The organism is Rhodanobacter soli (assembly GCF_039523495.1).
Taxonomy (GTDB): Bacteria; Pseudomonadota; Gammaproteobacteria; order Xanthomonadales; family Rhodanobacteraceae; genus Rhodanobacter; species Rhodanobacter soli.
This window is the reverse complement of record NZ_BAAAFK010000001.1, coordinates 3125165-3139188: the sequence shown is the minus strand read 5'-3', so window position 1 is coordinate 3139188 and position 14024 is coordinate 3125165. Positions and strand designations below refer to the sequence as shown.

At 62.0% G+C, this 14024-nt stretch carries 11 protein-coding genes; 7 read left to right on the top strand and 4 right to left on the bottom strand.

Annotation, left to right across the window (positions count from 1 at the left end; translation table 11 throughout):
• Positions 1–44 precede the first annotated feature (44 nt).
• The 7 genes from ABD024_RS14195 (at position 45) to ABD024_RS16315 (ending at position 9635) form a co-directional block, all read left to right on the top strand.
• On the top strand, positions 45–1982 hold the full coding sequence (locus tag ABD024_RS14195; protein ID WP_343853868.1) for a methyltransferase domain-containing protein: 1938 nt from the start codon (positions 45–47) through the stop codon (positions 1980–1982).
• 4 nt (positions 1983–1986) lie between these two features.
• Entirely contained in the window at positions 1987–2901 is a 915-nt protein-coding gene (locus tag ABD024_RS14190) for a GDP-mannose 4,6-dehydratase (RefSeq protein ID WP_343853864.1), read from the top strand.
• A complete protein-coding gene (locus ABD024_RS14185) occupies positions 2898–3875 on the top strand; it encodes a GDP-mannose 4,6-dehydratase (RefSeq protein WP_343853859.1) in 978 nt (325 codons plus the stop codon). The genes ABD024_RS14190 and ABD024_RS14185 overlap by 4 nt, the downstream gene beginning before the upstream one ends.
• Positions 3872–4891: a glycosyltransferase family 4 protein gene (locus ABD024_RS14180; protein ID WP_343853854.1), complete on the top strand. Its 1020-nt coding sequence runs from the start codon at positions 3872–3874 to the stop codon at positions 4889–4891. Before ABD024_RS14185 ends, ABD024_RS14180 begins: the two co-directional genes overlap by 4 nt.
• A 47-nt stretch (positions 4892–4938) precedes the next feature.
• On the top strand, positions 4939–6948 hold the full coding sequence (locus ABD024_RS14175; RefSeq protein ID WP_343853850.1) for a glycosyltransferase: 2010 nt from the start codon (positions 4939–4941) through the stop codon (positions 6946–6948).
• Positions 6949–7098: 150 nt separating this feature from the next.
• Positions 7099–9228 (top strand): hypothetical protein, encoded by a 2130-nt coding sequence (locus ABD024_RS14170; protein WP_343853845.1) that lies wholly within the window; start codon positions 7099–7101, stop codon positions 9226–9228.
• A gap of 299 nt (positions 9229–9527) precedes the next feature.
• Positions 9528–9635: a hypothetical protein gene (locus tag ABD024_RS16315; RefSeq protein WP_425543164.1), complete on the top strand. Its 108-nt coding sequence runs from the start codon at positions 9528–9530 to the stop codon at positions 9633–9635.
• Between the two features lie 282 nt (positions 9636–9917).
• Here ABD024_RS16315 and ABD024_RS14165 read toward each other — a convergent pair whose 3' ends face one another.
• The 4 genes from ABD024_RS14165 to ABD024_RS14150 form a co-directional block, all read right to left on the bottom strand.
• Complete coding sequence (locus ABD024_RS14165; RefSeq protein ID WP_343853841.1) at positions 9918–10640, bottom strand: class I SAM-dependent methyltransferase; 723 nt, start codon at positions 10638–10640, stop codon at positions 9918–9920.
• A gap of 392 nt (positions 10641–11032) precedes the next feature.
• Positions 11033–11257, bottom strand: a complete 225-nt coding sequence (locus tag ABD024_RS14160) for a hypothetical protein (protein ID WP_343853837.1) — start codon at positions 11255–11257, stop codon at positions 11033–11035.
• Entirely contained in the window at positions 11254–12666 is a 1413-nt protein-coding gene (locus ABD024_RS14155) for a mannose-1-phosphate guanylyltransferase/mannose-6-phosphate isomerase (RefSeq protein ID WP_343853832.1), read from the bottom strand. The genes ABD024_RS14160 and ABD024_RS14155 overlap by 4 nt, the downstream gene beginning before the upstream one ends.
• 333 nt (positions 12667–12999) lie before the next feature.
• A complete protein-coding gene (locus tag ABD024_RS14150) occupies positions 13000–13953 on the bottom strand; it encodes a glycosyltransferase family 2 protein (protein WP_343853827.1) in 954 nt (317 codons plus the stop codon).
• Between the last annotated feature and the right edge of the window lie 71 nt (positions 13954–14024).

Genomic DNA, 14024 nt, shown 5'->3' with positions numbered 1-14024 from the left:
CCCGTGCCCGCCGCAGCGCTACCACATATCGAGGTTGAGACACCATGAATCATCCTGACCCCTCGCACCCGGACAACCGCGAGAACCCGGCTGCTGCGGCAAAGGGCCTTGAGGGGCAGGGCCTCGAGGAACTGATGGCCCGCATCCGCCTTGAATTGACCGGTAGCGCGGAAGATCCCCTGCGGATGGCCAAGGCTCCGGGCGGCGAAGCGTGCGCCGACGCGGCCGAGCTCGGAGCGGACTCCTTGAGTGTCGATGAGGTCATCGCGCGGGTGCGCCGTGAACTGAAACGGCGACGTGGCGGGCCGTCCGGTTCGGCGGAAGCTTCGACCACCCCGGTTCCCGTGGAAGATCGCCTGCCGCGTTGGCAGGCCGCCGGCTCGCTGCCGTTGCAGCCGCAGTACACGCTGGCCGAGATGTTGCGCCCATCCGATGGAGACTTTGTCGACAATACCTTTCGGATCCTGCTTCGGCGATCGGCGACCGCCGCCGAGAAGGCTCACTATCTCAACGCCCTGCGCAGCGGGGGCAGCGGTAAAGTCGAGATTCTCGGCCACATCAGGTTCTCGAACGAAGGCATGCAACACGGTGTCCACGTGGACGGGCTGCTGGTTCCATACAAGCTGCACCGGTGGCGACGCGTCCCGGTGCTGGGCTGGTTCCTCGCCACGGGCATCGCTGTGTTCCGCCTGCCTAGGCTGTTTGCGTACCTGCAGAGGTTGGAAGCGGCGGGCGCGCAGGAGAGCCAGCAGGTCGGGCGTGCGCTCAACGATCTGGCCCAGGCCGCGGAGACGCGCCAGGCGCAGTTGGGCGATCAACTCGATACCCTCGCGGGATCGCAACGCCGGCTGCAGGCGCGGCTGTCGGCAGAGTTGCCGGTCCATGCGGAGGCCATCGATCAATTGCAGCGGCAGCTTGCGGCGCAGGCGTCGCTGACGGCGCAGATCGAGGATCGACTGCAGAAGCTCGATCAGCTTGAAGCAACGTTGATCGCGCGTTTTGAATCCGCGCTGACGACCCAGGCCGATGCACTCGTGCGGGTGGAATCCGCGCTGACGAATCAGGCCGATGCACACGCACGCCTGGAGCATCGGCTCGAGGCCGAATCGTCGATGGTGGCGAAAGCGCTCGCGGACGCGGTGGGCGATCGTCGTACGGTGCACGCCATCGAGCGCCAATTGGTGGATTTGTCCGATCGCATGAACCAGCAGCCGGCGAAGTCGTCGGCGGCGGCGTCGAACGGCCCCGACGAAGACCAGGCGAGTGCCGGGCTGCTGGATGCGCACTACGTGTCGTTCGAGGATACCTTCCGCGGCACCCGGGACGACATCAAGGCGCGAGCCGGGCAGTATCTCGGCACATTTCGCGAAGCCGGAATCGAGCCGGGCGACGGCCTGATCCTGGATCTCGGCTGCGGGCGCGGCGAATGGCTGGAGGTTCTGTCCGAGCACGGCTACGCCTCACGAGGCGTGGATATGAACAGTGTCATGGTCGGCGAAGCGCAGGCCGTGGGTCTCGACGCCGTCGAGCAGGATGCCATCGCCTACCTGCGGGGTCTCGACAACGACTCCGTCTCGGCCATCACCTCGATGCATCTGGTCGAGCACCTTCCCTACGAGACCCTGATCCGGCTGGTCGACGAAGCACTGAGGGTCCTGCGGCCCGGTGGCGTGTTGATCCTGGAAACTCCCAACCCCGAAAACCTGACGGTCGGCTCGTACTGGTTCTACATGGATCCCACCCACCGCAACCCGATTCCGCCCCCGCTGCTCCAGTGGGTCGTCGAGGCCCGGGGCTTCGAAGACGCCGCCATCGATAGGCTGACCCTGAATCGCGGGGTCTTCGATATCCAGCCGGTGGGCGAAGACGTTGCTGCCGCGAATCAGATCAACAAGATCGTCGGACTGCTGACCGCCGCGCCGGACTACGCGATCGTGGCGCGCAAGCCACACGCCGACGTCGTGCTTGGACAGGGGGCCTGATTCGATGAAGAAGCTTTACATCACCGGCGGGAGTGGCTTCGTCGGTCAGCACATTGCGCAGATCGTCGCCGAAGGCGGTTTTGGCGCCTGCGCGCTGCACACGATGCCCGATGGCCTCGACATCCGCGACAGCAAGGCGCTGCACGCCTCGCTGGCTTCCGTGCAACCGGACTGGGTGATCCACCTCGCCGCCCGCAGCTTTGTCCCGGATTCCTTCGCCGATCCGCGCGAGACGCTGGATGTCAACTTGTTCGGCACGCTCAGCCTGTTATGCGCGCTGCGGGAGATGAAATTCAGGGGGCGCCTGTTGTACGTGAGTTCGGGCGATGTCTACGGTGCAGTGCCCGAGGCGGCGCTCCCGGTGGCCGAATCGCGCTGGCCGGAACCGCGCAGCCCTTATGCAGCAAGCAAGGTATCCGCCGAAACGCTCTGCCTGCAGTGGCATCGCAGTGAGCAGCTGGACGTGATCGTGGCGCGGCCCTTCAACCATATTGGCCCGGGCCAGGGCGAACGCTTTGTTGTACCGGCGCTGGCGCGCCAAGTGTCGCTGATCGCCGCCGGCCTGCAGGAACCCACTCTGATGGTGGGCGATATCGACGTGACCCGCGACTTCTCCGACGTGCGTGATGTGGTCAGGGCCTATGCAGCCATGCTTTGCCGGGGGCAGGGCGGGCAGACATACAACGTATGTTCGGGCCGGGAAGTTACAATTCGCTCCATTCTGCAGACCCTGTGCGCGCTAGCGCAGGTGGATCCGGCCGTGGTGCAGGATCGCGAGCGACTGCGCCCCAGCGAACAGCGGCGCATGGTGGCAGACTGCCAGCGCCTGCGGCGGGACACCGGCTGGGAGCCGGTCATCCCCCTTGAAACTTCCTTGAAACAGATACTTGACCAATTAGGGACGAACCAGACGCCATGAGCAAAAGCGCACTCATCACGGGAATCACGGGACAGGATGGCGCTTATCTCGCCAAGCTGCTGCTCGAAAAAGGCTACCAGGTGCACGGGTTCGTGGCCCGGCGCGGCTCGGACATGCGCTGGAGGCTGCGCGAAGCGGGCGTCGAGGCGGGCGTGAACTACATCGAGGGCGACCTGATGGATCTGTCGTCGCTGGCGCGGGCGATGGAAACGTCGAAGGCGGACGAGGTGTACAACCTCGGTGCGCAGAGTTTCGTGGGCACGTCGTGGCAACAGCCGGTGCTGACCGCGCAGGTCAGCGGTGTGGGTGCCATCAACGTGCTGGAGGCCGTGCGCATCGTCAATCCGGCGGCGCATTTCTACCAGGCCTCCACCAGCGAGATGTTCGGCCTGATCCAGGCCGAGAAGCAGGACGAGACCACGCCGTTCTATCCGCGCAGCCCCTACGGCGTGGCGAAATTGATGGCGCACTGGGCCACGGTGAACTACCGCGAGAGCTTTGGCCTGCACGCCTCGAGCGGCATTCTCTTCAATCACGAATCGCCGCTGCGCGGTGTCGAGTTCGTGACCCGCAAAGTCACCCACGCGGCAGCGTCGATCAAGCTCGGCCTGCAGAAGGAGCTGCGCCTGGGCAACATCGACGCCAGGCGCGACTGGGGTTTCGCCGGCGACTACGTCGAGGCGATGTGGCTGATGCTGCAGCAGCCCCAGGCCGACGACTACGTGGTGGCGACCGGGATCACCACCACCGTCCGGGACATGTGCCAGATCGCTTTCGGCCACTTGAGCCTGCGCTATGAAGATCACGTGGTGATCGATCAGAAGTTCTTCCGCCCGGCGGAGGTGGATGTGCTGCTGGGCAACCCCGCGAAGGCCAAGGCGAAGCTGGGCTGGGCGCCGAAAACGTCGCTGGAGCAGTTGATCACGATGATGGTGGACGCGGACATGCGACGCCTGCAGGCACGTACGGCGTGAAGGTCGCGATCGTCACCGTGCGCTCCGCCTCCGGCGAAGCCGGCGGGGCGGAGCGTCTGTACGATGCGCTGGTGGAGGCCTTCCGCCGGGATGGGCACCAGGCGCAGGAAGTACCCGTCGTCGCCGATGAATCGACGTTCGAGCAGATCAAGCGCAATTACCTCGCCTGCTACGACCTCGACCTGTCGGCGTTCGATATGGTGGTGTCGACCAAGGCACCGACCTGGATGGTGCGGCACCCGCGCCACGTCTGCTATCTGGTACACACCATCCGCGTGTTCTACGACATGTTCGACAGCGCGTTTCCGCACGCCGGGCCGGAGCACAGGGCGCAGCGGGATCTGATCCACCAGCTCGACACCCAGGCCTTATCGCCGCCGCACTGCCGCGGAGTGTTCTCGATAGGCAGCGAGGTTTCCCGCCGGCTGCAGCAGTGGAACGGGCTTGACGCCGAGGTCATGCACCCGCCGCTGTGGGGTGGTGCCTTCCGTGCCGGAGCTTTTGGCGACTACCTCCTGCTGCCCGGCCGGTTGCATCCATGGAAGCGGGTGGACCTGGTCATTCGCGCCATGCGTCATGTGCGTGCGCCGCTGCGACTGGTGATCACCGGCACGGGCGAGGCCGAGCAGGATCTGCGTGCGTTGGCGCAGGGCGATCCGCGCATCGAGTTTCGCGGCCGCGTTTCGGATGCCGAACTGGTCGAGCTGTACGCGGGAGCCTATGCGATTCCGTTCACGCCCATGCGTGAGGATTACGGCTACGTCACACTGGAGGCGTTCGCCAGCGCCAAGCCGGTCATCACCTGCCGCGATTCGGGCGAAGCGGCGGCGATCGTGCGAGAAAGCATGGCCGGTTACGTCTGCCCGCCGGATCCGAAGGCCATCGGCGAGCATATCGATATGATCTGGCAGGATCGCGAGCGGGCCGAGGCGCTTGGCTTGGCGGGCCAGGCATGGGTGTCGGGCTTGTCATGGGGTAACATCGCCGGTCGCCTGATCGAAGTGTCGGCAGGTTGACAAGGGGTTCTTGCAGGATGGGTGTGGTCACGGGGAAACAGTTACGGGTGACGGTCATCGACATGCAGCCGATCACGCCGGCGGTGGGGGGTGGGCGCCAGCGCCTGCTTGGCCTGTACCACGCGCTGGGCACGAACATCGCCTGCACCTATGTCGGCAGTTACGACTGGCCGGGCGAGTCCCGCCGCGACCAGCAGCTCTCGCCGGGCCTGCGCGAGATCGTGGTGCCGCTCTCGGAAGCCCATCACGAGGCCGCCGCGGCTCTGTCTCGGCGAACCGGCGGGCGCACCGTGATCGACCTCGCCTTCGCCGACCAGGTGCATCTGTCCGACGACTACCTTGCCGCGGTCCGCAAGCACGCGATGGAAGCCGACGTGGTGGTGTTCTCCCACCCCTGGGCCTATGCCGCCGTGGCCGACGTGCTGCGCGCCGATCAGCTCGTCGTCTACGAATCGCACAACGTGGAAGGCCTGCTCAGGATGTCGTTGCATGACGACCTCCCCGCCGCCGACCCGCTGGTGCGTGGAGTGGTGGCGCTGGAGTATCGCCTGTGCCGGGAGGCGGATCTCATCCTTGCCTGTTCCCAGGAGGATCGCGAGATCTTCGCCCGTGTCTACGATATCAACTGGGACAAGCTTCGCGTGGCGCCCAATGGCATTTTTGCGTTCACCCACGCGCTGCCGACGAGCGAGCAGCGCGCGGCGGCGAAAACGGCGTTGCACGTGGGCAAGCAGCGGCTGGTCATCTTCGTGGGTTCGAACTACGGCCCCAACAACGATGCCGCGGCATTCGTCGCGGGCAAGCTGGCCGGTGACCGCCGCGATGTGGCTTTTGCTCTTATCGGCGGCTGTTGCGACGGGCTTCAGAAGCAAAGCCTGCCCGCGAACGTCACCCTGCTGGGCACGCTGGACGAGGGATCCAAGCACGCCTGGATGTGCGCGGCCGATGTGGCAGTAAACCCGCTGTCCGCCGGGTCAGGTACCAGCATCAAGATGTTCGATTTCATGGCCGCCGGCTTGCCGACCGTGACTACGCGAATCGGCGCGCGCGGCATTTGCTCGCACGGCGTGCCGCCATTCGTCGTCGCCGAACTCGACGACTTCGGCGACGCACTGGATGGCCTGCTCGGGGATGCCCGCCGGCGCGAGGAGTACGCAACGCTCGGACGCAAGAACGTCGAGAGTTTCTATGCGTGGGAACGTATCTCGCCGACGCTGGGTCGCCAGCTTGCTGTCCGGTTCGCTGCGAAGTCCGAACCGAGGCCGCATTTCACCGTCGTCATTCCCAGCTACGAAAGACACCACCTGCTCGATCATTTGATGCTGAAGCTCGAAGCGCAGACGGAGCAGGATTTCGAGGTCATCGTGGTGGACCAGTCCTCCTCACCCTGGCCAGCGGCGCAGTCCGTGCGGCGATTCCCGTTGCGCTATGTACACAGCGAGATCAAGGGCGCGGTGGCCGCGCGCAATCTGGGCGGTAGCCTCGCGACGGGGCAGATCATCGCCTTCACCGATGACGACTGCGAACCGGCGGCCGATTGGCTGAAAAACAGTCGTGTCTGGTTCGAAACCCCGGGCGTCGTAGGTGTCGAAGGCCTGATCCGTTCGGATCACATCGACGAGCCGGAATGGCGACAGGTGACCAACATCGGTTTCGAAGGCATCGGCTTCATGACCGCGAACCTGATGGTGCGCAACGCGGCATTCCAGCAGCTGGATGGTTTCGATCCCGCGTTCGACAGCCCTCATTTCCGCGAGGACACCGATTTCGGCTGGCGCATGCAGGCCATCGGCGAGGTGCCCTATGCGACCGACGTGGAGGTGTTTCACCCGGCCCAGCGGCGCGACATCCAGCGCGAGTCGCAGGCCGAACGCAACCGCTTTTTCGAAAAGGATGCGCTGCTGCTCAAGAAGCATCCCGAAAAGTATCGGCAGTTGTTCTTCATGGAGGGGCACTACCGCAAGACCGATGGTTTCTGGGCGAACTTGCGACGTGGGCTGGAATTGTACGGTGTGAGCCTGCCGGAGTGGATGGCCTCATTCCTGCCGGGGAAATGAAGGCATTGGCCGCTTGTAGATTCCTGCGAAGTTTGCGATCCCGGACGCCCTGCCGTGTGGCCTGGTGGCCGATCCGGCATGGCCTGTATCTGTATCAATCTGTCTCGAATGGCGATCGCGAATCACATTTGCGCAACGCGTGGAGTGAACATGAAGTGGATTGAATGGCTTTGGGGAGCAGCGAGGCGTGGCAGCGTGTTCGCGCTGATGCTGGCCGTAGTTGCCGCTTATTATGTGAGGATGCTCCGGGGCTATTCCGCACCGTTGATCGTGCCGGACGAATTCGGCTATACGGTGATTGCCGCTTACCTGGCCGGGCACGATTGGTCCAATGTGGCACAGGGTCTTCCCTGGTACAGCTATGGCTATTCGCTATTGCTGGCGCCTGTCTACGAGTTGGTCAAGCCGTCGAGCTGGTATCACGCCGCGCAGTTCCTGAATGTGCTGCTCGTGATGACGGCGGGCGTCTTCGCAAACGTGCTTCTCCGCCAGTACGTCACGCGTACATCGTATCGCTATCTGGCGGTCGCGGCGGTGATGCTCTATCCGTCGCTGGTGTTCTACGCACATTTCACGTGGTCGGAATCCCTCATTGTTCTGCTGCCCTGGCTGGTGGCAATCCAGGCGTTCAGAATGGGAAGGGCCGGTGCCGGTTATCTGAACGCCGTGACTTACGGCGTACTGCTCGGTTGCTGCTATTACGTCCATTCGCGCCTTATCGTGATCTGCCTTGCCGGCCTCATGGTCCTCGGCTACCAAGTCTGGATCGGAAAGCGAAGACTGTTGGCTGCTGCCAGCACCATGGCGTTCGCCACCACCATGTTCTTCGGCGCACTGCTGAAGAACTACTTCATTGACCGCGTGTATCACGGTGCAGTGGGTGGGGCGCAGGATTCGCTGGTAAAGATGGTGCTTGAGCTGATGCACCGCTTTCAGGATCCCTCAGTCCTGCTGACCATGCTTTCCGGGGCGGCCGGGCAGCTCGCCTATCTGGTCATCGCCACGCTGGGTCTGGTGGTGCCGGGTGTCATCAGCATGGCAGCAAAGGCACGGCAGTCCCACCTTCAAGGGAGGACTGACGAGACCAGTGCGCTGCTGTTCCTGCTGCTCGCCTTGCTGGGAAGTTATGCGTTGATTGCGATATCCATGGGCAGCTCGCCTGGCTATCCGCACCATGTCTTCTATGGACGCTACACCGACCCGATCGTATTGCCCGCACTGGCGTTCGGCTTGATCTATTGCATGGAACACCGGCGTGCCGTATTCAAGATGGCGCTGATCTCGCTGGCCGTGGTGTTCATCACGGTTCCCTTGGCGATGCATCTCGTCGCGAAGCTGCCGCAGGTCATTTACTGGGTTCTGCTTGCGGGTTTGTTTCCCTTTCGCACCGCGGGTTGGCAGCTGAATGCCCACCACATCCTCTTGTGTTTCTCGCTGATCACGATTGTCCTTGCGCTGCTGTTCCGCGCGTCCCCGCGTCTGGCGGGAGCAGTGGTCTGCCTGGCCTTGCTCCTTGCGGGGTTGGACATCACCCGCGTGCATCAGGCGGCTTCGTCGGAACACGCCTTCAACTGGCGAGCCCGGCTGGATCAGCCAACACGTCGGTACCAGGGCAAAATCGTCTTCGACGCGAGCAACGGTGATCCGGCCTACCTGCGCACCCAGGCGCGAATGATCAATCCGGAGGCGAAAGTTTCCATTGTCACGGCGAGCCACTCCGGCGTCGAGCATCGCGAGATCGAGGATCACTTGCTCATCAAGCGCGACAGCAAGGGAATGCAACATCTGTTCTGCGACGTGGATGATTCGGCCGGTGGAACCCGGCCCACGGTGTGCCAAAACATCGGCGCCGAACCGTTCAAGGTGGCAGCCGGGTTCACCTTGGGTGATCCCCGCAAGAAGCTGGAGTTCCAGCACGCCTGGATGGGGGCGAGGGCCTACTATTTCGTCTCGACCTTTCCCTACCTGCGCACGCTATGGCCGCTTTTTGGCGCCCATCGCACCACCCTGCGGTATACCACTCATGCGACGTTCCCCACGGTGGTGACGGTCAGGGCCTTTGTCACCCGACCGGGCGACACCAGTTGGCTGGGAGAGCGCTCGACGAAACTGCCCGTGCCGGCGGGAGACGCCACGGGCCTGATCAAGGTACCGGCCACCGTGCGTGCCTATGACGGCAATCCCTTGCCGCCTGGGCAGTATTCCTTCCATGTGGTGGTGTCGTATCCGGACGGCAACGATTGGTCGACCATTGCGACCATGCCCATGTCGATCCATTGATTTCATCCTGCACGCAAAGAACAGCCACCCAACTGCTTCAGAGCCTACGACATCCGCGGACGCGCACCCGGTGACCTCAACGACGACGTGGCCTACCGGATCGGCCGTGCGTTTGTGTAGATCCTGCAGCTGGCGAAAATGGTGGCGGGGCGCGATGTGCGCCTGGACAGCCCGGCACTAGCCGCGGCGGTGGCGCGCGGCTTGAATGACGGCGCCGCCGCGGTGATCGACACCGGCTTGTGCGGCGCGGTACCGAGGAGGTGTATTTCCAGACCGTGTACCGTGGCGTCGGCGGCGTCATGGTGACCGCCAGCCCCAACTCAATGGACTACAACGGCATGAAGCTGGCGCGGCAGAGTGTCCGGTCCATCAGCAACGATGCCGCTTTCGCGACATTAGGGCACTAGTCGAGGCCGGCGCCACCAGAAAGGCGACCAGCGCTTCGCGTGAACGCGGACAAATCGGCGTACATCGATTGCCTGCTCGGCTACGTGGATCGTGCCGCGTTGCGCCCACTGATGATCTCAGCATGGCGTTTGATGACTGGCGCTTCAGCCGCGAGATTCCAATGCTGGGCTGCTACTGCGACTGAACGTAGAAATACGAAGTAGCGCAACGCTACTTGAGGAGAAGACCGAAGAACTGCGCCGACTGGTTCGTGGCGAGTAATAGGGCTTAGTTGGTTCCACTTACAGAGCGGCCACGTTGTATCCGAAAAACCGAACTTGTTTCGTCATCAGGGGACTTTCCGAAAAATATTTGAAGTAGAAGTCCTGAAAACTCAGTTTGCACAGGTAGAGTTTGTTTTCTCCGATGGCGAAAGGTACCAAGGTGGGGGATGTGCTCAGGAATTTAAACAGGCCTTCCATCACACCGAGCCAGTGGTGATTCATGACGTCATCCAAAATAGCAACGCCTTCATTTTTAACTAGCCTATTGGCAAGAAGGAGGTCGTTGACTGTGTGTTCGACGCTATGACCCCCGTCAATGGAGATTAATCGGAGCGATCCCGGGCCGATGTTCTTCTCGAGTTCAAGGCCGTAGTCAGTTGAGTCACCTATGATGACCTTTGTGTTCATGCCTTGGTGAGCATCATATTTTTCCAGGTTGGAACGGAATATCTCGAGTGAGCCTGAGCCAGACCAATCGATGTTGAGGTGTTGATTGTGGAATACATCGACGGCATATGATGTTTCAGTGGATGGAATGACTTGGTTGAGCAATAAGTAAAACTTACCGTGGTGAACGCCTATTTCAAGGCAGCCACCGCTTTTGTTTATGCTTGCCGAGGCCAACAGATCGACCGTTTCGAAGAGTTGATCAGAGCACCATCCATCGATCAGCTTGAATCCTTCCGACTGATATTTTCTCAAATTTTCGTTCGATACCATCGGCTTCACCTGTCCTTGCATTTGAGAATCGAGGATGTGGCAAAAACTTCGGGCTAACCCATAACCAATATCGGTGGCGCTGCTACAGCATGTACTCAATTGGGCAGGGTGCGAATATCCCAAGTCGCATGACGACTTCTTTTAGACGTCGCCACCGGATTGTACATAGATTGGGTTCAGCCGCGTCTGGCTGGCCCCGCCGTAGTGCAGGTTTGTTTGGCGGGGCGCTCCAGCTGATGTCGAAGGGCAAGCGGTCACCTGAGCCTGAACGCAATGTGGCGGCCCGATGTACGTTTGTCGAATGCCCAATTATGGCTTCGCCTGATATCGATACGCGCACGGTGCGGTCTCACCGTCGCGGCTTGAGAGCCTGCAGGAGGGTTGCCACTCTCCTGCCAGCATGGCGTTTCACGTCAGTGCGCTGCCGCCGGTGGCAGCGGCTTTCCATTCGCGTCGCATATCTTGCCGGTGGCTGCATTGGCGCGGTTGTCGAATGGGCCCAGCGCCAAGGCTTTGGTTCCCCAGGTATCGAACCAGGCGACATTCTCCTGCACCGGCAGGATCTGGGCGTATGGAAATGCGTCTTTGTCGGCTGGGTAGGAATGGACAACGGTGGGGAAGCCCGGAACAGGGGTCACGCGCGACCGTAGACGTCCTCCAGCCGCACGATGTCGTCCTCGCCCAGGTAGCTGCCGGACTGCACCTCGATCAGCTCCAGCGGCACCTTGCCGAGATTGCGCAGGCGATGCACGCTGCCCAGCGGCAGGTAGGTGCTCTGGTTCTCGCTGAGCATGAATACCTCGTCGTCGCGAGTCACTTCCGCGGTGCCCGACACCACGATCCAGTGTTCGGCACGATGGTGATGCTTCTGCAGGCTCAGCGATGCTCCACCCTTCACCATGATGCGCTTCACCTGGAATCGCTCACCCATGTCGATGGAGTCGTAGCTTCCCCACGGGCGATACACCTTTCGGTGGAACATGTGCTCCGGCCGATCTGCCGCCTTCAACTCGTCGACCAGTTTTTTCACGTCTTGCGCATGGCTGCGGGCGGCGACGAGTACGGCATCAGGTGTGTCGACCACAATGAGGTCCTCCACACCGAGCAGCGCCACCATGCGGCGATGCGAGCTGCGCGCGTAGGAGTTCTTGCTGTCCAGCGCGAGCACGTCGCCCTCAAGTCGATTGCCATTGTCATCGCGCTCGGACGCAGCCCATAGGGCGGCCCACGAACCGATGTCACTCCACTCGCAGCTGACCGGAACCACGGCGGCGCGCCTGGTTCTTTCCATTACGGCGTAATCGATCGAGTCTTCGGGAACCTCGGCAAACGCATCCTTGTCGACGCGCACGAAATCAAGGTCCGTATGCGCGCTTTCGAAGGCGGCTGCGGTACCGGCATATATCGTTGGTGCCCGTTGAGCGAGCTCTTCCAGCAGACGGCTCGCCCGGAACAGGAACATGCCCGAATTCCAGTCATAGGCACCCGTTTCCAGGTAGGACTCGGCGGTGGCGCGATCGGGCTTCTCCACGAAGGCATCGACCTGGTAGCCGCTGTCGTTCAGTGGATTGCCGCGACGGATATAGCCGAAGCCGGTTTCCGGGGCATCCGGACGAATACCGAAGGTGACCAGCCAACCATCGGCAGCCAGTGGCAAGGCCTTGCGCACGGCGTCGCCAAAGCTGTCCGTATCGCCGATCAGATGGTCGGCAGGAAGCACCAGCAAAGTTGCGTCAGGGTCCCTGCTCAAGGCCTGCAACGCAGCAAGCGCAATGGCTGGCGCGGTATTGCGGGCGACCGGTTCCAGCAGGATCGAGGCATCGGAGATGCCAAGCATCTGCAGCTGTTCGGCGACAAGGAAGCGGTGATTCTCGCTGCAGACCACGATCGGGCTGGCCGCATCCGGCAGCGTTTGTGCACGCGCCACGGTTTGCTGGAACAGTGTCGAGTCGCCGGCGAGCGGAAGGAACTGCTTGGGCAGGTTCTTGCGCGACAGCGGCCATAGCCGGGTGCCGCTGCCGCCACTGAGGATGACGGGAATCAACATGAAGAACTCCTTTTCAAGGTTCGGGTGGCATAGGTTGTGCCGCCGCACGGCTGCCGGCATCTAAACCTCGCAAGTGTAACGCTCCGATCTGCCCGGAGTCTGAGGAGGCCTTGAATGACTGAAGCGACGGCATGTCACTGGAATTGCGCGATTGCGTCAGCAAGGCGGAGAGGCAACATCAGCAACGCCATGACATGGTTGGTACGAACGGCCAGGCCTTGCTTGATCCGCTCGACTGGCAGACCCCGCTAACATTGTACGACCGGCGTGCCGGATCATTGATGCGACCGGCGCCATCCATGGACGAAGCAGCGCGCGCGTACATGCGCGGGATCAGTCCTGATTACGGTGGTCGTAGCTCATCTTCTTCAGACGGGTGTTGATGTTTTCCATCAGCTTGCGATTGGTGGCGATCAAGTCGCCGATCAGCCCCATCATGTACAGCAACATGCCGAGCGTGACGCACAGCGAGGCAAGGATCACCGACTGGATATGGCCTTCGCCGCTGTGGCCAAGGTAGTAGTAAAGGAAGCGTGCGCCCGCGGCCAGTCCGATCAGCCAGAACACCGAACCCACGTAGAAAAACAGTGCCAAGGGGCGGTAAATCACGAAGACGCGAAGGATCGTCACCAGCGAACGCTTGACGTAACTGGAAATGCTCTTGACCAGTCGCGACGGGCGCAGGTCGCCATTGGTGCGGATTGGCACGGAGACGATGGTCAAATTGCTCTGGCCCGCCTGGATGATGGTTTCCAGCGTATAGGTATAGGCGTTGAACACGTTGAGGCGCATCGCCGCTTCACGCGACATCGCGCGGAAACCGCTGGGGGCGTCGGCGACGTCGGTCTTGCTGGCCACGCGCACGGCCCAGCTGCCGAGGCGCTGCAGCTTTTTCTTGATCCAGGAAAAATGCTCGGTCTCGTCGATCGGCCGCGCGCCGATGACGATGTCGGCCTCGTGAGCCAGCACCGGTGCAGTAAGCTTGGGAATGTCGGCGCCACAGTACTGGTTGTCGGCATCGGTGTTAACGATGACATCAGCACCCAGGCTCAGACATGCATCCAGGCCGGACATGAAGCCGACCGCGAGGCCTCGATTCACCGGATGGCGAACAACGTGATGGACACCGTTCTGCCGAGCGATCTCCGCCGTGTTGTCGGTTGAACCATCGTCGATGATCAGCCATTCGACGGTGTCGAATCCTTCGACTGCACGAGGTAGATCAGCCAGTGCGATCGCCAGCGTCTCGGCTTCGTTGAGGCAGGGGATCTGGATGATGAGTTTCATGGATGTCCTTAATAAGGCCAATGGTCGGCGCGAATATCTGGTTGCGACGATAATTCATGATCTGAAGTGGC